Source organism: Paenibacillus sp. Y5S-9 (assembly GCF_036894235.1).
Taxonomy (GTDB): domain Bacteria; phylum Bacillota; class Bacilli; order Paenibacillales; family Paenibacillaceae; genus Paenibacillus.
Genome location: NZ_CP145887.1, coordinates 4,774,904 through 4,793,492, shown reverse-complemented (window position 1 = coordinate 4,793,492; position 18,589 = coordinate 4,774,904). Strand labels below are relative to the sequence as shown.

Below are 18,589 nucleotides of genomic sequence, written 5' to 3'. Positions count from 1 at the left end.
CTATGCGATGCGAGTCGTTCTAAGCGGTGGCGGTACGGGTGGACATATCTATCCGGCCGTTGCCATAGCAAGACAATGCGAGGCGGAGAACCCGGACTCGACATTTCTATATATTGGAGGAACCAGAGGGCTGGAAAGTAAACTGGTACCCCAGGAAAATATTCCTTTTAAATCCATTGATATTACGGGCTTTCGGCGGAAATTGTCCATCGACAACCTGAAAACAGTCATGCGTTTCATTCAAGGTGTACGTAAGTCCAAAAAAATGCTGAAGGAATTCAAACCGGATGTTGTGATTGGTACAGGTGGATATGTGTGTGGACCTGTGGTATATGCAGCAACAAAACTGGGAATTCCGAGTATAATTCATGAACAGAACGCCATCCCTGGTCTGACGAACAAATTTTTGATGCGTTATGTGGACACGGTTGCCGTTAGCTTTGAAGGTTCTGAAAAATCGTTTTCCGGCGCAAAAAAGGTGATCTACACTGGTAATCCGCGAGCGACTACGGTAGCCCAGGCTAGCCGTGATCGTGGTTTTGCCACGTTAGGTGTACCGATGAACAGCCGTGTTGTTCTTGTGGTTGGTGGCAGTCGCGGGGCAAAAGCAATCAATCAGGCCATGGTGGACATGGCTCCAATGCTGGAACAACTGGACGATGTACACGTAGTTTACGTGACAGGGGATACCTATTTTGATGAAACACGTGAAGCCATTCGCAGCTCATTGGGTACGATGCCAAACCACCTGCATGTCCTGCCTTACGTGCACAATATGCCTGAGGTGCTTGCCTGCACATCCTTGATTGTAAACCGCGCAGGTGCATCATTCCTTGCGGAGATTACATCACTGGGTATTCCTTCGATCCTGATTCCTTCACCTAACGTGACTAATAATCATCAGGAAGCCAATGCACGCACGCTTGAAGGTGGAGGTGCGTCACTCACGATGCTGGAGAAGGATCTTACAGGCAAAGTCCTGTATGAAGCCATCGCCAAGATTATGAATGATGAATCGGGACGCAAACGAATGGCTGAAGCCTCCCGGAAACTGGGGAAACCCGATGCAGCTGAAGTGCTTGTTCATGAAATTCAGCGTCTTGCTGCACGCCGATAAAGTGCGATTGTGGGCGATTGTCACACACAAGACGGGGCTGACATAAGATACCGTATAAATCGTGACCATCGTTCCATGGCGCCAGAACACGGTCTGTAACAACAGAAGATACCGTGCTCATCGGTTTTGAAGCAAAGGAGGAAGCAAACATGCATCAGTGGATATCGTTACTATCCCAGAATAATGTTGGCAGAGTTCTTGAAAACGAATCGCTAGCCAAATACACCACATGGAAGATCGGCGGTCCTGCGGATGCACTGGTCATTCCCGAGAATAAAGAGCAGATGATGAATCTCATTCAATTGCTTCACACGTATCAGATTCCGTGGATGCAACTTGGGCGGGGCTCAAACATGCTGGTGTCAGACAAAGGAATACGTGGTGTTGTGGTGAAACCAGGCGAGGGCTTTGATTATGCCGAATTTCACGAAGGCGGTGTAACCGCCGGAGCGGCGCATTCTTTTGTTAAACTCAGTGTGGTTGCTGCCAAAAAGGAATGGACCGGTCTGGAATTCGGCAGCGGTATCCCCGGCACTGTCGGTGGAGCTGTGTACATGAATGCAGGCGCGCATGGATCGGATGTGTCACGGATATTCAAATTCGCTGAGATTGTACTGGAGACAGGGGAATTGGTACGTTACAGCAAGGAGGACTTGGATTTTGCCTACCGCCACTCTGTTCTGCATGATCGGAGAGGCATTGTGCTGGAAGCCACATTTGAACTCCAGCATGGGGAGCGCAACGTCATTTCGGAAACGATGGCGGCTTACAAAGATCGCCGGCGCCGCACACAGCCACTGCAGATGGCATGTGCAGGCAGTGTATTCCGAAATCCACCGGGTGATCATGCAGCCCGCCTGATTGAAGCAGCAGGGCTGAAAGGAATGATCCAGGGAGGCGCACAGGTATCCACCATGCATGCCAATTTCATTGTTAATACAGGCCAAGCAACAGCAGAGGACGTTATCACCCTAATGCAGCAGATACAGAGCACTATATCATCTCAAAACGGTATTAACCTGGTACCGGAAGTCTTCGTAGTGGGTGAGCGGTAAACCCCGGAGGTGATACATTGGACAAATTGGTGATTGAAGGCGGGAAACCCCTCTCAGGATCCATACGCATCCATGGAGCAAAAAATGCCGCTTTACCGATTATGGCCGCAAGTTTGTTGGCAGATGGAGAAGTTACACTGCATAACGTTCCACACTTGCTGGACATTGAGGTGATGCTGTATATCCTGGAACGGCTTGGATGCACGTGTCGGCATGAACAGGGAACAGTGACGATTAATACCTCGTCTATCCGGTCATATGATGTGCCAGAAGATCTAATGAAGCAGATGCGCTCTTCCATTTTTTTGATGGGACCATTGCTGGCTAAGTTTGGGCAAGTGTCAGTGTATCAGCCAGGCGGCTGTGCCATTGGAGAACGCAAAATTGATCTTCACCTCCGGGGCCTGGAAGCGCTCGGAGCTTTGATTGAAGAGCAGGACCAACAGATTATCTGTCATGGGCACAATCTGGTGGGTACAGATATTCATTTGGATTTCCCAAGTGTGGGAGCGACCGAAAACATCATGATGGCAGCCGTCCTGGCTAAAGGCACGACAACCATTTGCAACGCGGCAAGAGAACCTGAAATACAAGACCTGCAACACTTTTTGAATGCTATGGGTGCAAGCATTATTGGTGCAGGAACGGATACAATCACGATCAATGGCGTTGAGAAACTGGAGCCTTGCTCCTATGAGATTATACCGGATCGAATCGTGGCCGGAACCGTGATGATTGCAGCAGCAGCAACACGAGGCAATGTTACGCTTACACACTGCAATCCTGCTCATCTTACTTCACTTATACATGTATTGAAGCGCACTGGTGTTCAAATCACAGTCTGCAATGATATAATGACGGTGAGCTGTATGAGCCGTCCCAAATCAGTAGACCGTATTGTGACTTCTCCGTATCCTTCGTTTCCGACAGATTTGCAATCTCAAATCATGGTGCTGCTCAGTCTGGCAGACGGATTCAGTGTGATGAAGGAAACGGTATTCGAGGGTCGGTTCAAACATGTGGATGAACTGAATGTGATGGGGGCTGATATTTCAGTCGATCTGAACGCAGCATTTATCCGTGGTGTTCCCCGTCTGTACGGGGCTACAGTAGAAGCAACCGATCTTCGTGCAGGTGCAGCTCTGGTCATTGCTGGTCTGGCTGCTCAAGGCAAAACGGTTGTGGAGCAAGTGCATCATATTGACCGGGGCTACGATCAAATCGAGAAGTTATTCCAAAGTCTTGGAGCATCGGTTGAGAGACAGTCGCCCGTTTCGAAACAGTTGGATTTTGCCAATTAACGTCCTTGGAGTCCCCTTCTTGAAGGGAGGGGACCTGAGGCTTTGTGGAGCGCTACTTATGCCTAAAAGTCAAATTCCGGTTCTGAAGAAGAATCGGCCAAAAGGAAACACAAGCCGCAAAATTGTAATTATTCTCTTATTATTATTTATTGTATTGCTCGCTGTATTATTCTTTCGTTCTTCCATGAGTCGGATTTCGGCAATTGAAATTACGGGTAATGTATATACAGCAACTTCAGAACTGCTGGAGAAAAGCGGGCTGAAAGAAGGCGAACAATTTTTTGGGACAAGTACTGCCGAGGTTATTGAGCGTCTCAAGACCATCAAGGCGATTTCCACCGTTACCGTGGACAAGCAATTTCCGGGTATTATCCATATCAAGGTTCAGGAATATGCCACGGTTGCTTATGAGCTTGGTTCTGACGGTACGTTAAAAGCGATATTAGCCAGTGGGACAAGCTTGACGGTTCCGGCAACAATTGGTGTTGCTGTGGAGAAGCCCATATTGACCCAATGGAAGGCTGATGATCCACTCAAAGCCAAACTGAGCCAGACACTGGCTAAAATTCCGAATGAATTGACGACGGATATTTCGGAAATTATTCCGAATCCAACGCCTTCATTTCCGGATCAGATTCGGATGTATACCAAATCGCAGTTTGAAGTGATTACAACCGTCTCTCTTTTATCGGATAAAGTGGAGTATCTGAATCAGGTGATTGAGACCGAACGGCCTGGGAAAATCACCATGCTTGAGGCAGATACCTATGTCCCTTTCATCCCGGATGACCCGGAAGATGATGCTGAACTAGGAGCAACCCCCTGATCTTTGCCATGATGAGGCTGGACTGAATATGAAAGCCTAGGCAGGTCGGGGTTTGGCCCCGTCAGAGCAATGAAACTTGTTCTTTCTGAGATGAAGAAAAAATGATACACTTGAACTTATGGCACATGAGTTGCCTCCTTCTTTTTTCTTCAATGTTTTATGTCTGGCAACCAGATTTTGACACCCAAAAACATTGTAGAAAAAAGAGGGAAAGCCTGAAGTGTGTTGAATATGTTTTAATAGTGTTTAAATTCGAACGTAATTTACTATTGGAGTCAGGAGGTGCCACAGACTTGAGCAACAATGACATCATTGTTAGTTTGGACATCGGTACATCCAAAATTCGCGCTATTATTGGGGAAATGAATAATGGAACCTTTAATATTATAGGAGTTGGATCTGCCGACTCGGAGGGAATTCGCAAAGGTGTAATCGTAGATATCGATCAGACGGTGCAGTCGATTCGCAACGCAGTGGATCATGCAGAACGTATGGTAGGTATTCAAATATCCGAAGTGTATGTTGGAATCTCGGGAAATCATATCGGACTGATGAGCAGTCACGGCGTCGTGGCTGTGTCTAACGAGGATCGTGAAATCGGAGAAGAAGACATGGAACGGGTGTTGAAAGCAGCCGAAGTCATTGCAGTTCCGCCGGAACGGGAAATTATTGATGTTGTCGCCAAGCAATATGTTGTAGATGGCTTGGAGGGCATACAGGACCCCCGTGGTATGATTGGTGTTCGTCTGGAAGTTGAAGCAACGATCATAACAGGTGCAAAAACCGCGATACATAATCTTTTGCGCTGCGTGGAAAAAGCGGGTCTGAAAGTAAGCGATCTGGTTCTCATGTCGCTTGGAGCGGGTCAACTGGCTTTGTCCAAAGATGAAAAAACGATGGGTTCAGTGCTTGTTGATATTGGAGCAGGTGCTACAACCATCGCCATTTTTGAAGAAGACAGTCTTGTTGCAACATCAACGTTGCCTATAGGTGGGGAATTCGTAACAAATGATATCGCCTATGGCTTACGCACGTTAACGGATCAGGCAGAGAAAGTGAAACTGAAATATGGCTGCGCCTGGCTGGATGATGCTGCTGCGGATGTGATGTTCAAAGTCACCCGAATTGGCAGTAATGTAGACAAGGAGTTTTCACAGGAGGATCTGGCAGCAATTATTGAACCTAGGGTTCAGGAAATATTCCAGATGATATCCCAAGAAGTGAAGCGTCTTGGTTACAACGAGCTTCCTGGAGGTTATATACTAACGGGAGGTACGGTCTCTATGCCGGGGGTTCTGCAGGTCGCTCAGCATGAGCTTGCTGCTTCGGTACGAGTTGCAGTTCCGGATTATATTGGTGTGCGTGACCCCGGGTTTACAAGCGGAGTCGGCATATTGCACAGTGTAATTCGCAGTTTGCGCATTCGTCCCTCGATCAATAACGGCGGTGGAAATAACAACAACAATAATAACAACAAGAAACCGACCAACCGTCCGAAGCCAAATACGGCACAGGAATCGGAGCAAAAACCCGGTCTGTTCGAGCGGCTGAAGAATATGTTCAGCGAATTTATATAACAGGTTGGATCCATTTCATACATTCTTGAAGCCGTCTGAATGCGCCGGTACTAAAATAAACGCTTTCGTTCGTCGATATATGAAATTGATTCGGTTCAAATCAAAAATTGGACGGGCCATCCATGCACATTGAGGGGGAGATGGAATAATATGTTGGAATTTGATTTCGAGATGGAGAGCTTGGCTCAAATTAAAGTCATCGGTGTAGGCGGCGGCGGAAGCAATGCAGTCAACCGTATGATTGAAAATGGTGTACAAGGTGTTGAATTTATTACGGTGAATACGGATGCTCAGGCGTTACATCTGGCGAAATCCGAGCATAAATTGCAAATCGGTGATAAATTGACTCGTGGTCTTGGTGCTGGCGCCAACCCGGATGTAGGTAAAAAAGCAGCGGAAGAGTCCCGCGATCTGATCATGAACACGTTGAAAGGTGCAGACATGGTATTTGTTACAGCCGGTATGGGCGGCGGTACAGGTACAGGTGCGGCTCCGGTTATTGCCGAAATCGCTAAAGAGTGTGGTGCACTTACCGTTGGTGTCGTAACTCGTCCATTTACATTTGAAGGACGCAAGCGTTCCAGCCATGCAGAGCAAGGTATTGAAGCTCTCAAAGAAAAAGTCGACACACTGATCGTGATTCCTAATGATCGTTTGCTCGAGATCGTAGATAAAAAGACACCTATGCTTGAAGCATTCCGTCAAGCGGATAACGTACTTCGTCAAGCGGTACAAGGTATCTCTGATTTGATCGCTGTACCGGGTCTGATCAACCTTGACTTTGCTGACGTCAAAACGATTATGCACGAACGTGGTTCAGCCCTTATGGGGATTGGTGAATCAACTGGTGAGAATCGTGCCGCAGAAGCAGCACGGAAAGCTATTATGAGTCCTTTGCTTGAAACTTCTATTGAAGGTGCTCGCGGGGTAATCATGAACATTACGGGTGGCGTTAATCTGTCCCTGTATGAAGTGAATGAAGCGGCAGAGATCGTAACGTCTGCTTCCGACCCGGAAGTAAACATGATCTTTGGTGCCATCATTGACGAAGACCTGAAAGAGGAGATTAAGGTTACAGTTATTGCAACTGGTTTTGAAGATAAACCTGCTCCACCACCACCAGGACGTAAGCCAGCTCCAGCAACAGCGGAGACGACAGATACGCGTTCGCCGAACCTGCGTCCTTTCGGAAATCAGCCGAGCAATGATCAGCTGGACATTCCGACATTTTTACGCAATCGTTCACGCAATAATAACAACGATTAATACACAAATCAGTTTATTGGAAACCCGGTACTCCTTATGGAGCGACCGGGTTTTTTCTGTTTATTTAGATATCATAGCATACAGCAATGAACAAATTCTGAACAAAGGGCCTGAGCAATTCCGACAAAAAAAGTTGGAACCACACCCCCATGATTAGACAGACTTTGAACAGGGGGCTCCGTATACTTGTGAATATGCTCATGAATATCAGGATATCGGGTATCGGTATTTCGATATGTTGCGCGCAGGCAGGTGAAGACTTTGGTTGTTTATGTGGATCTAATTTTTTTGACAAACCTGTGTATTGACGGTGCACTCATCGGAATGACCGCCTGGATGCGCAAGACAAAGCTGGTTTGGTGGCGATGGTTGCTGTCAGCCATTGTGGGTGCATTATACGTGGTCATGATGTTTGTACCGGAGTTTGATTTTATGTTCACCTTTCTGATCAAGTTCGGGTTCTCGCTGGTTATGCTTACGATTGCTTTTGGGTTTAAAGGTCTGCAGGCTTTTGCGAGGACGCTCGGTACCTTCTATGTGATTAATTTTGTCGCTGCCGGAGGTATTCTGGGTGTGCATTACATGCTTCAGAGCTCCGGTGAGTTGTTTAACGGCATTTGGTTCACGGCTTCTGGCGGTATGTCATTTGATCTGAAGATTGCCTTCTGGTTCACATTTATCGTATTTTTTGCTGTCCTGTTTTTATTCAAAGCTGTGCAGAGCTCAAAACGGAAAACGGATCGCATGACGACCTATTTGGGTAAAGTTGAGGTCTGCATCGATGAGGTAGTCATTTCTTGTACAGGCCTTCTGGATACGGGCAATCAACTTACAGATCCCTTATCGCGTATGCCGGTCATGGTGATGGAGGTTTCGTTATGGCAAGACATGTTACCCGCTTCATGGAAGGGCAGACTCAAGGACGAGGCGCCGGACAACCTTATTCTGGAGCTTGATCAGGAAAGTTTTCAGTGGCAGGATCGACTGCGGCTTGTGCCTTATCGGGGCATTAACAAAGGGACTGCGTTTATGCTTGCAATGAAGCCGGACCGGGTGAAGGTGACGATGGAGGAAACATGTTATGAGACGACAAGGGTACTCATTGGGCTGGATGGAGGTGTTTTGTCGTCGGATGGGAAATACCAGGCCGTGATTCATCCTGAACTTGTGCAAGACGCTGCTTCTGCGCAGTCTACGGCTCTCTCTGCGGGAGCAACAGAAAAGCCGCTGAATGTGGTATAGGAGGAACGTACATGCTTGTGAAATGGAAACTGGTGGCGCAGCTGCAATATTACCGTCTGTTATTTTTGTTGGGACTCAAAAGCGAAGAGATCTATTATATTGGGGGAAGTGAGGCACTTCCGCCGCCGTTGACAAGGGAAGAAGAAGAATTTTTACTGCAAAAATTATCCTCGGGAGACTCTGCCATTCGCGCGATGCTTATTGAGCGCAATCTGCGTCTGGTGGTGTACATTGCACGAAAGTTTGAAAACACAGGAATCAACATTGAAGATTTGGTCTCCATTGGAGCCATCGGATTGATCAAGGCAGTTAATACATTTGACCCGGAAAAGAAAATCAAACTGGCAACCTATGCTTCACGTTGTATCGAAAATGAAATTTTGATGTACCTGAGACGTAATAGTAAGATCCGAACTGAAGTTTCTTTTGATGAACCGCTTAACATTGATTGGGATGGAAATGAACTATTATTATCTGATGTATTGGGTACTGAAAACGATACAATCTATCGGAATATTGAAGAGCAGGTAGACCGGAAACTTTTGCACAAGGCACTGGAAAAATTAACGGAGCGCGAGCGAATGATTATGGAGCTTCGTTTTGGCCTGACGGATGGGGAAGAAAAGACACAAAAAGATGTAGCGGATCTACTTGGAATCTCCCAATCCTACATCTCTCGTCTCGAAAAAAGAATCATTAAAAGACTTCGCAAAGAGTTCAATAAAATGGTCTGAAATACATCATTGGTCAGAATGGGTATTACTGGCAAGGATGCCAAGTACGAATAAAAAAGCCTGCCCCGGAGATAATGTACATTAATGTTTCTCCTTGGGAGGTAAATCACGATGACCCGAAACAAAGTCGAGATTTGTGGCGTGGACACCGCAAAATTGCCTGTCCTCACCAACACTGAAATGCGGGAATTGTTTCATTCCCTTCAGCAACACCATGATCGCTCAGCAAGAGAGAAATTAGTGAATGGCAACCTGCGTCTGGTACTCAGTGTCATTCAGCGTTTTAACAATCGGGGGGAGTTTGTCGATGATCTGTTCCAGGTTGGTTGCATCGGCCTGATGAAAGCCATTGATAATTTTGATTTATCCCAGAATGTCAAATTTTCAACCTACGCGGTGCCGATGATTATCGGTGAAATCCGTCGATACCTGCGTGATAATAACCCAATTCGGGTATCTCGCTCCTTGAGGGATATAGCTTACAAAGCGCTTCAGGTCCGTGACAGCCTGACGAATAAAAATTCCCGGGAACCGACGATATTTGAAATTGCGGAAGTACTGAATGTGCCGAAGGAAGATGTTGTTTTTGCATTGGACGCCATTCAGGACCCGGTCTCGCTCTTCGAACCGATTTATCATGATGGTGGAGATCCGATCTATGTTATGGATCAGATCAGTGATGACAGAAACAAAGATGTGTCATGGATCGAGGAAATTGCACTCCGTGAAGCGATGCATCGTCTTGGTCAGCGGGAAAAAATGATTCTGTCGATGCGGTTTTTCGAAGGGAAAACCCAGATGGAAGTGGCTGATGAAATTGGCATTTCCCAGGCTCAGGTATCACGTCTGGAGAAATCAGCGATACAGCAGATGCAAAAACATGTAAAGTCGTAACACGATGCAAGGGCAGAAGGACGATCAATCGGGGCAGTGTATACCGTTGGTCGTCTTTTTGTTTTGGACCGTTTCCACATTCGATGAAAAACAGGACATTTTTCGCCCCTGAAACATATATTGTATAGAAGCGTGAAGAACGGGCAGAAGAGGAATAACAGGGGGCGGAGATGAATGAAAGTAAATACGAGCGAAGTAGCGGCACGAGGCATGAAAATCTCGGACTTTCAGACAAAGGATGTCATTAACATTACGGATGGTAAACGCCTGGGTCAGATCAGTGACTTGGAGCTGGATCTGAAGCAGGGACGAATTGAAGCGATTGTAGTCCCAGGGTACAGCCGTTTTATGGGTCTTTTTGGCGGGGGAACGGATCTGGTGATTCCCTGGAGAAATATTGTGAAGATTGGCTCAGATGTGATTCTGGTAAAGATGGATGAGGTGAAGGAAAATACGTATGACGAGCGTGATCGCGAAGCGCGCCTGTATGATGAACAGCAGCATAACCGGACAGAGCGTGTGGAACGCATTGAACGGTCGGAACGTAATCATCGTCGAACGATATAAATGAGACAGAATGTGGCTCATTTGGTACACTGGAAGTGGTGAGGTGAGATAATGGAACCCTTTGTATTGGATAAAGAATTACTTGAACGGACCAAGAACCCAAATTCAGATTTCGGTCCTGATCCGTTATTATTATATGTTGAGCCCTGGAAACAGCAATTTGAACAGCTGTCAGTCGGGTTTACGACGAGGCATGGTGGAGTTGGAAAAGTTCCGTATGCGACGCTCAATTGTGCTTATCATGTGGGGGATGACCCTGAAGTTGTACTTAACAACCGTAGGCTTGTAACCGAGAAGCTTGGCTTTGCAGCAGAAGCATGGACCTGTGGAGAGCAGGTGCATGGCAAACATGTGGCTGTAATTACCGCTGAAGATCGGAGCAGAGGATTACTTGATCGTCAATCTGCGTTGCAGGATACGGATGGATTGGTCACGAATGTGCCTGGTGTGCTGCTGACTTCTTTCTATGCCGACTGTGTTCCGCTTTATTTCTATGACCCTGTGCAGCAGGCGGTAGGTCTTGCGCATGCCGGCTGGAAAGGTACAGTCGCGGGTATCGCTGTATCCATGGTGGAGACGATGGAACGGGAGTATGGCAGCCGTAGGCAGGACATTCGAGCTGCAATCGGTCCGTCGATTGGGGATTGCTGTTATGAAGTGGATGAGGCGGTCATGCAGCATGTACGGGTTTGGTTTGATGATTCCCCGGTTAATGATAAATACGAGGATTCTGCTTCTAAACAAGCATATCGAGCCGTGAATAACGGTAAAACGATGTTAAACTTGAAAGAATGTAATCGACACATTATGATGAAAGCAGGAATAATGCCGGATCATATCGAATGTACAACATGGTGTACAAGTTGTCATCCCGAACTATTTTTCTCCTATAGGAAGGAAAATGGTGTTACAGGGCGTATGGCGAGCTGGATTGGGCTGGAAGAGAGGTGACCCTCTGTGTCATTGGAGGAGCGTATACAACAGGTAAATCAGAAGATCGAGGATGCATGTCGGCGCAGTAACCGTCATCGTGATGATGTGAATGTGATTGCGGTCACGAAATATGTCTCACTTGAAACAACGGGATCGGTGCTGGATCATGGTCTTGAGCATATTGGAGAAAACCGGTGGCAGGATGCACAGGCCAAATGGGAAGCTTTTGGTCAGCAGGGTACCTGGCATTTTATCGGTCATTTGCAGACAAACAAGGTGAAAGACGTGATTGGCAAGTTTCGTTACATACATTCACTGGATCGTTTGTCATTGGCGAAGGAGCTGGATAAAAAAGCAGCTTCACTTGGCATCCAAGTGGAAACGTTTTTGCAGGTGAATATTTCGGGTGAAGAGAGCAAGTATGGATTACAGCCTGAACAGGCAAGTTCTTTTTTGCGTGATATTCGTTCGTTCAACAATCTCAAGGTCGTTGGCCTGATGACCATGGCACCTCATGAGGAAGATCCGGAGCTGACGCGGCCCGTATTTCGTGGATTGCGTGAGCTGAGAGATCAATTGAATGGACAAGCCCTTACAGCAGAGCCATTGACTGAGCTGTCGATGGGGATGTCCAATGATTTTGAAGTGGCCATTGAAGAAGGTGCAACCTGGGTACGGCTAGGATCGATTCTCGTAGGAAAAGAGGAGGGTTCACGATGGGCGTAATGAATAAATTTATGAATTTCCTCGGACTTCAGGAAGAGGAAGAGATTGTGGAACGTGAACGAATGGCTGCGCAGGAGGAAAATGAGGCTGAACATCAGGAAGCTGAAACCTCCAGTCTCGATAAACGTAGAAACCAAAGGGGGAATAATGTGGTGAGCATTCATTCCCAGAAAAATGTTAAAGTTGTCCTGTATGAACCACGTTCTTATGACGAGGCTCAGGAAATTGCCGACCATCTGCGTTCGCATCGTACCGTTGTGGTGAACTTGCAACGAATTCGCCAGGACCAAGCGCTGCGTGTTATTGATTTTTTGAGTGGCACGGTATATGCATTGGGTGGCGGTATTTCCAAAATCGGCGGAAACATTTTTCTCTGTACGCCAGATACGGTTGAAATTCAGGGCTCAATTACGGAAATACTGGCTGACAGCGAGCAAGATTATAACAGAATGAGGTGAGCCACTTTTGTATCAGATTGAAAGCGTGTTGTACACGTTATACCAGATTTACTTTTACATGGTCATTGTCTACATATTGATGTCTTGGCTTCCCAATGCGCGGGAAAGCTTCATCGGTGAATGGCTGGGCAAATTAGTGGAACCATATCTAAGACCATTCCGTCGATTTATCCCCCCTTTGTTCGGTGTGCTGGATATTTCCCCGATTGTGGCGCTGATCGTTCTGCAACTCGCGCTTAATGGGCTGATCTCCATACTTCGATATTTTGTATATTAGGGTAGGGTGACATAGATGAGCGGTGAAATTTACGAACATTTTAGCCATGATGAGCGGGATTTCGTAGATAAGGCTTCGGATTGGGTTGAGCGGGCAGGTAAGTATCATGACATGAAGCTAACTGACTTCCTTGATCCAAGACAGGTTTTTATATTACAGACTCTTGCCAATCGCCGTAACGACGTTCAGATTCGTCTGGATGGTGGTTACGAGGCTGCTGAACGCAAGCGTGCGTTGGTTGCACCTGATTATATGTATCTGGATGATGAGGATATGGGTATGCAGGTGCTCAGTATTACGTCTGATGATCAGAAAATCTCGGAGCTGGAGCATGGGGACTATATGGGTTCCCTGCTCGGGCTTGGGATGAAACGTGGAAAGATCGGGGATATCCAAGTGCTGGAGGACGGTTGCCATACAGTGGTGGCGGCGGAAACCGGCGCTTTTTTATCGCTTCAACTGAATCAGGTGCATCGGTTACATGTGTTCACAGAGTTACTTCCTTTGGATCAGATGCGATGGTCAGAGAGTAAACTGGAGACGATGGACATTACGGTTGCTTCGCTTCGTTTGGATGGAATCTGCGCAGATGTGTATCGGCTTAGTCGTAGTAAAGTGCTGGTGCCGATCAAAGCTGGTCGTTGCCGTGTGAACTGGAAAGTTGAGGAAGATCCCTCCAAATCGCTAAAAGCGGGTGATGTCGTATCCATTCAGGGATTTGGCCGTTTCAAGGTTATGGAACAGGATGGGATGACCAAAAAAGGGCGTTGCCGAGTGAAAATCGGCAAATTTGCCTGAGTCTGTTGCAGGAAAATCCGCTTTCTTGTCGAAATGTTTATCATAAAGGTGTAGAAAATACGCGGTGTATCCGATATACATTAAGTCAAAGCTTTATATGAACGTTGGAGGATTTAATTCTGATCCTGCATTCCGTATACGTTGCCAAGGTTAGGCATCAACGATACGGCCCCTTGGGTGGTACCCATATGCTGCAACCTTCTCTGCACGGGAAGGAACTTTAACAGGAGGTGGACAGCATGCCATTAACGCCGCTGGACATACACAACAAGGAATTTTCCCGACGTTTGCGCGGGTATGACGAGGATGAAGTCAATGAATTCCTGGATCAAGTCATCAAAGATTACGAAGGCGTCATTCGCGAGAACAAAGAGCTGAGCAATCAGTTGCTGTCCGTTCAGGAAAAGCTGGATCATTTTGCCACGATTGAAGAGACGCTTAGCAAAACGATCATCATTGCGCAGGAAGCTGCTGATGATGTGAAGAACAATGCGAAGAAAGAAGCGCAGTTGATCGTGAAGGAAGCAGAGAAAAATGCAGACCGGATCGTGAACGAATCGCTGGGCAAATCACGTAAAATTGCTTTGGAAGTGGAAGAACTGAAAAAGCAGGCATCGATTTATCGTGCCCGTTTCCGCACGCTTGTTGAAGCGCAGCTTGAACTGTTGACTCAGGATGGTTGGGAAGTGCTGGAGAGCCGGGAGCAGGAAGTGCGTGACCGTGAGCGGGAGATGAAAGAAATTTATTAGTCTGTCGCCTGGTTGACTTTTGTCTGCAAAGAGGCTATAACTATATTCATAATGAATAGTGATTCCATGACGGGTTCAGTACGTTATGATCTCATCCCTCAGAGAGTTGGTGGTTGGTGCAAACCAATGGATGAGTTATAGCCGAATATCTCCCCGGAGAAGTGACGCTGAAGCGGTGATCTTGATCGCCGTGTGTAAGCCGAACCGTAAGCCGTACGTTATAACGGCACCCTGCGGTAGTATAGCGGGGCATAAGCGCTGTTGATGACAGAGCATACCCAGGCTTGCCTGGATGTGGTTTGTGATGAACAGAATTAGGGTGGTAACGCGAGTATAGCCTCGTCCCTTTCCAGGGACGGGGCTTTTTTGTGTCCAAAAAAGGCGAACGCCCATGAGGCCCGAAGGGACCTCAGGGAGAGAGCCGCCCGCCGGGAAAGCGAAGCACCCGGCAATCAGGGTTCGCTAAGGCGAACGCCCATGAGGCCCGAGGGGACCTCAAGGAGAGAGCCACCCGCCGGGGAGAGCGAAGCGCCCGGCACACGGGTTTGGCCAAGGCAAACGTCCATGAGGCCCGAAGGGACCTCAAGGAGAGAGCCAACCGCCGGGGGAGCGAAGCCCCCGGCAACACCCGCCTCGCGGTAAGGCCATGCGGCGTTCACGTAGGGAACAGCCGCAAAATGGCCGCCACTACGCACATCCACCCCTCGTCCATAAGCGCAACCGATCCCCCACCGACAACCCATCCCGGGTGTCCAGAGGGCGGAGCGCCTATGGGGTCCCCCTTGGCAAGGGGGATTTAGGGGGATTGAAACGCTTTTTGTGGACGGTCCACAATCCAACCAAAGAAAGGGAAGATAATCATCATGCAACGAGTTGACGTCAAAGAGAAGGCACGTGCCAGAGAATTACGCGTGTTAGATAAATGGAAAACGGAGAATACATTCAAAAGATCCATCGAAAACCGGGAGGGCAAGCCTAACTTCGTATTTTATGAAGGGCCGCCTACAGCAAACGGTAAACCGCATATCGGCCACGTACTGGGACGCGTAATCAAGGATTTCGTTGGACGGTATAACACGATGAAAGGTTACCGTGTCGTTCGTAAAGCGGGCTGGGATACACACGGTCTGCCTGTAGAACTGGGTGTACAGAAGAAGCTTGGCATCTCCCACAAGTGGGAAATCGAAGATTACGGCGTGGAGAAATTCATTAACGAATGTAAAGCGAGCGTATTCGAGTACGAGCAACAATGGCGTGACCTGACGGAAGGTATCGGATATTGGACGGATATGGATAATCCATATATCACCCTTGATAACAACTACATCGAGAGCGTATGGAACATCCTGGCGACGATCCATGAGAAAGGCCTGTTGTATCGTGGTCACCGTGTGAGCCCGTATTGTCCATCTTGTCAGACAACACTGAGTTCCCATGAAGTTGCACAAGGGTACAAAGACGTCAAAGATCTGAGTGCTACAGCGAAATTCAAACTGAATGACAGCGGAGAATTTGTACTCGCTTGGACGACAACACCTTGGACACTGCCTTCACACGTCGCACTTGCCGTGAATCCGGATATGGACTACTCCCGAGTTAGTCAAGGTGATGAAGTGTACATCATGGCAACCAATTTGGTTGAGAAAGTCATGAAAGATACCAAGGGTGAGTATGAAATCATTGGTGCACTGAAAGGTGCTGACCTGGTTGGCAAAACGTATGATCCTCCGTTCAACTACGTACAGGCTGAGAAGGCCAACATCATTCTGGGTGCAGGCTTTGTAACGGATGCAAGTGGTACGGGTATCGTACACATGGCTCCTGCCCATGGTGAAGATGACTACCGTGTATGCCGTGAGAATGGGATCAGCTTTGTGAACATGGTGGACCTGGAAGGTAAATTTGTCGCTGAGGTTACTGACTTTGCCGGACGTTTTGTGAAGGATTGTGATATTGATATCGTGCGATATCTGTCTGAAAATGGACGTTTGTTCAGCAAAGAAAAATATGAGCACAGCTATCCGTTCTGCTGGCGTTGTGATACACCGCTTCTGTACTATGCAATGGACAGCTGGTTTATTCAAACAACAGCCATCAAGGACCAATTGATTGCCAACAACAGTGAAGTGGATTGGTACCCGGGTCACGTTCGTGAAGGTCGCTTCGGGAAATTCCTCGAGGATCTGGTGGATTGGAACATCAGCCGTGATCGTTATTGGGGAACTCCGCTGAACATCTGGGTGTGCGAGGAGACTGGCGAACAATTTGCTCCACACAGCATTGCAGAATTGCGTGCTCGTGCGGTAGGTGATGTGCCTGAGAATCTTGAATTGCATAAACCATATGTGGATGACGTTAAAGTCATGAGCTCTTGTGGCAAATATGAAATGAAACGTACACCGGAAGTGATCGATGTCTGGTTCGACAGCGGCTCCATGCCGTTTGCCCAGCAACACTATCCATTTGAAAATAAAGAAGTATTCGAACAGCAGTATCCTGCTGATATGATCTGTGAGGGAATTGACCAGACACGTGGCTGGTTCTACAGCTTGCTGGCGGTTTCTACCCTTTTGACAGGCAAAGCGCCTTACAAAGCGGTTATGGCTACAGGACACGTTCTTGATGAGAACGGACAGAAGATGTCCAAATCCAAAGGTAACGTTATCGATCCTTGGGAAGTGATTGAAGAATACGGTACAGATGCATTCCGCTGGGCTTTGTTGTCTGACAGTGCACCGTGGAATAGCAAACGTTTCTCCAAAGGTATCGTAGGCGAAGCCAAATCCAAAATGGTGGATACGCTGGTTAACACCCATGCATTCCTGACGCTTTATGCGACCATTGATGGATTTGATCCACAGGAGCACCCGTTCCAACTGTCCGCCCACAAGCTGGATCGCTGGATTCTGTCGAGGTTGAACAGCTTGATCCTGGTTGTAGAAAAAGCGCTGTTGGTTAACGACTATCTAAACTCTTCCAAAGCGATTGAAGCATTTGTTGATGAGCTGAGTAACTGGTATATCCGTCGTTCCCGTGACCGGTTCTGGGGAAGTGGCCTGACAGAGGATAAACTGGACGCTTACCGTACATTGACTGAGGTATTGGTGACTACCGCGAAACTGGTTGCTCCGTTTACACCGATGCTTGCAGAAGATATTTATCTGAACCTTGCAACAGGTGAGAGTGTGCACATGGAAGACTATCCGGTAGCGAATGAAGCGCTGATTGATGCAGGACTGGAACAGGATATGGAGACGGCTCGCCGCGTGGTTGAACTTGCCCGTAACGTTCGTAACGAAACAGGCATCAAGACACGTCAGCCGCTGTCCGAATTGATCGTTTCTCTGGATAAAGGGTTTGACCTGGCAAGTTATGAAGAGATCATCAAGGAAGAGATCAATGTAAAAGGAATCCGTACGGAGCATAATGATGCTGAATTCGTTGACTTTACATTGAAGCTGAACCTGAAAGTTGCAGGTAAGAAATACGGTAAAAACGTAGGATTCCTGCAAAACTTCTTCAAGGGAATGACGGCCGATGAGACGCGTAAAGTGGTTTCGGAGGGTGTGCTGAACATCGTTTCTCCGGAAGGCGAAGAGCTGCAAGTGACGAGCGAAGAATTATTGGTTGATAAACAGGCCAAATCAGGCTTTGCTTCAGCATCAGGTTACGGTCTGACGGTTGCGCTCAATACCGAAATCACGCCAGCCTTGGAACAGGAAGGTTGGGTCCGTGAAGTGGTTCGTGCTGTGCAGGATACCCGGAAACGACTGGACCTGCCAATTGAGAAAAGAGTACGTTTGACACTGGATGTGGATGCATCCCTTCAGGAAGCTATTCAGGCGTTTGACGATGTGTTGCGTGAAAATGTTCTCGTAACTGAAGTTACATTTGGCTCGAATGAGTCCATGGAACGCGTTGAAGCCGGAGGCAAATCGATCGGTATTTACATCGAAGCGTAATTCGGAGCATGTCTCATTCAACAGGGATAGAATATAGAGTATAAACCAACGAGCCGCAGAGGCAGGGACATATTCCCTGGTTCTGGGCTCGTTTGTTTTTTAGGCAA

At 47.5% G+C, this 18,589-nt stretch carries 17 protein-coding genes and 1 other annotated feature; all 17 genes read left to right on the top strand.

The window, feature by feature from the left end:
* The first annotated feature begins 7 nt into the window (after positions 1–7).
* Positions 8–1,117 carry an undecaprenyldiphospho-muramoylpentapeptide beta-N-acetylglucosaminyltransferase gene (gene murG / locus V6669_RS21195; protein WP_074095850.1) on the top strand — a complete coding sequence of 370 codons (1,110 nt, stop codon included), beginning with the start codon at positions 8–10 and terminating at the stop codon, positions 1,115–1,117.
* A gap of 149 nt (positions 1,118–1,266) precedes the next feature.
* Complete coding sequence (gene murB, locus V6669_RS21190; protein WP_338587960.1) at positions 1,267–2,172, top strand: UDP-N-acetylmuramate dehydrogenase; 906 nt, start codon at positions 1,267–1,269, stop codon at positions 2,170–2,172.
* A gap of 17 nt (positions 2,173–2,189) precedes the next feature.
* On the top strand, positions 2,190–3,473 hold the full coding sequence (gene murA / locus V6669_RS21185) for a UDP-N-acetylglucosamine 1-carboxyvinyltransferase (RefSeq protein ID WP_338587958.1): 1,284 nt from the start codon (positions 2,190–2,192) through the stop codon (positions 3,471–3,473).
* Positions 3,474–3,531: 58 nt separating this feature from the next.
* A complete protein-coding gene (locus V6669_RS21180) occupies positions 3,532–4,299 on the top strand; it encodes an FtsQ-type POTRA domain-containing protein (RefSeq protein WP_149846753.1) in 768 nt (255 codons plus the stop codon).
* Between the two features lie 293 nt (positions 4,300–4,592).
* Positions 4,593–5,876, top strand: a complete 1,284-nt coding sequence (ftsA, locus tag V6669_RS21175; protein WP_036614863.1) for a cell division protein FtsA — start codon at positions 4,593–4,595, stop codon at positions 5,874–5,876.
* A gap of 150 nt (positions 5,877–6,026) precedes the next feature.
* Positions 6,027–7,142 (top strand): cell division protein FtsZ, encoded by a 1,116-nt coding sequence (ftsZ, locus tag V6669_RS21170; RefSeq protein WP_017687306.1) that lies wholly within the window; start codon positions 6,027–6,029, stop codon positions 7,140–7,142.
* Between the two features lie 261 nt (positions 7,143–7,403).
* Positions 7,404–8,384 (top strand): sigma-E processing peptidase SpoIIGA, encoded by a 981-nt coding sequence (gene spoIIGA, locus V6669_RS21165; protein WP_091014080.1) that lies wholly within the window; start codon positions 7,404–7,406, stop codon positions 8,382–8,384.
* A gap of 11 nt (positions 8,385–8,395) precedes the next feature.
* Positions 8,396–9,118, top strand: coding sequence for an RNA polymerase sporulation sigma factor SigE (gene sigE, locus V6669_RS21160; protein ID WP_017687308.1), 723 nt, complete (start codon positions 8,396–8,398; stop codon positions 9,116–9,118).
* A gap of 111 nt (positions 9,119–9,229) precedes the next feature.
* The gene (gene sigG / locus V6669_RS21155) at positions 9,230–10,012 is read left to right on the top strand and encodes an RNA polymerase sporulation sigma factor SigG (protein ID WP_017687309.1); all 783 of its coding nucleotides are present in this window, start codon (positions 9,230–9,232) and stop codon (positions 10,010–10,012) included.
* Positions 10,013–10,186: 174 nt separating this feature from the next.
* Entirely contained in the window at positions 10,187–10,579 is a 393-nt protein-coding gene (locus V6669_RS21150) for a YlmC/YmxH family sporulation protein (protein WP_338587953.1), read from the top strand.
* A gap of 51 nt (positions 10,580–10,630) precedes the next feature.
* The gene (gene pgeF / locus V6669_RS21145; protein ID WP_237174389.1) at positions 10,631–11,530 is read left to right on the top strand and encodes a peptidoglycan editing factor PgeF; all 900 of its coding nucleotides are present in this window, start codon (positions 10,631–10,633) and stop codon (positions 11,528–11,530) included.
* Positions 11,531–11,536: 6 nt separating this feature from the next.
* Positions 11,537–12,238: a YggS family pyridoxal phosphate-dependent enzyme gene (locus V6669_RS21140; protein ID WP_036614854.1), complete on the top strand. Its 702-nt coding sequence runs from the start codon at positions 11,537–11,539 to the stop codon at positions 12,236–12,238.
* The gene (locus V6669_RS21135; protein WP_036614853.1) at positions 12,229–12,696 is read left to right on the top strand and encodes a cell division protein SepF; all 468 of its coding nucleotides are present in this window, start codon (positions 12,229–12,231) and stop codon (positions 12,694–12,696) included. The genes V6669_RS21140 and V6669_RS21135 overlap by 10 nt, the downstream gene beginning before the upstream one ends.
* A gap of 16 nt (positions 12,697–12,712) precedes the next feature.
* Complete coding sequence (locus V6669_RS21130) at positions 12,713–12,973, top strand: YggT family protein (protein ID WP_091034807.1); 261 nt, start codon at positions 12,713–12,715, stop codon at positions 12,971–12,973.
* 15 nt (positions 12,974–12,988) lie between these two features.
* The gene (locus V6669_RS21125) at positions 12,989–13,771 is read left to right on the top strand and encodes a YlmH/Sll1252 family protein (RefSeq protein WP_091014083.1); all 783 of its coding nucleotides are present in this window, start codon (positions 12,989–12,991) and stop codon (positions 13,769–13,771) included.
* A gap of 239 nt (positions 13,772–14,010) precedes the next feature.
* Positions 14,011–14,520, top strand: coding sequence for a DivIVA domain-containing protein (locus V6669_RS21120; RefSeq protein WP_062835445.1), 510 nt, complete (start codon positions 14,011–14,013; stop codon positions 14,518–14,520).
* 57 nt (positions 14,521–14,577) lie between these two features.
* Positions 14,578–14,870, top strand: a binding site (T-box leader).
* Between the two features lie 513 nt (positions 14,871–15,383).
* Positions 15,384–18,482, top strand: a complete 3,099-nt coding sequence (gene ileS / locus V6669_RS21115; RefSeq protein WP_338587952.1) for an isoleucine--tRNA ligase — start codon at positions 15,384–15,386, stop codon at positions 18,480–18,482.
* Positions 18,483–18,589 lie beyond the last annotated feature (107 nt).

Excerpts from the sequence above, each read along its gene's own strand:
- ileS (WP_338587952.1), top strand. The coding sequence starts at position 15,384 with ATGCAACGAGTTGACGTCAAAGAGAAGGCACGTGCCAGAGAATTACGC.
- sigG (WP_017687309.1), top strand. The coding sequence starts at position 9,230 with ATGACCCGAAACAAAGTCGAGATTTGTGGCGTGGACACCGCAAAATTG.
- V6669_RS21125 (WP_091014083.1), top strand. The coding sequence starts at position 12,989 with ATGAGCGGTGAAATTTACGAACATTTTAGCCATGATGAGCGGGATTTC.
- V6669_RS21180 (WP_149846753.1), top strand. The coding sequence starts at position 3,532 with ATGCCTAAAAGTCAAATTCCGGTTCTGAAGAAGAATCGGCCAAAAGGA.
- sigE (WP_017687308.1), top strand. The coding sequence starts at position 8,396 with ATGCTTGTGAAATGGAAACTGGTGGCGCAGCTGCAATATTACCGTCTG.
- V6669_RS21150 (WP_338587953.1), top strand. The coding sequence starts at position 10,187 with ATGAAAGTAAATACGAGCGAAGTAGCGGCACGAGGCATGAAAATCTCG.
- pgeF (WP_237174389.1), top strand. The coding sequence starts at position 10,631 with ATGGAACCCTTTGTATTGGATAAAGAATTACTTGAACGGACCAAGAAC.
- V6669_RS21120 (WP_062835445.1), top strand. The coding sequence starts at position 14,011 with ATGCCATTAACGCCGCTGGACATACACAACAAGGAATTTTCCCGACGT.
- ftsZ (WP_017687306.1), top strand. The coding sequence starts at position 6,027 with ATGTTGGAATTTGATTTCGAGATGGAGAGCTTGGCTCAAATTAAAGTC.
- V6669_RS21135 (WP_036614853.1), top strand. The coding sequence starts at position 12,229 with ATGGGCGTAATGAATAAATTTATGAATTTCCTCGGACTTCAGGAAGAG.
- murG (WP_074095850.1), top strand. The coding sequence starts at position 8 with ATGCGAGTCGTTCTAAGCGGTGGCGGTACGGGTGGACATATCTATCCG.
- murB (WP_338587960.1), top strand. The coding sequence starts at position 1,267 with ATGCATCAGTGGATATCGTTACTATCCCAGAATAATGTTGGCAGAGTT.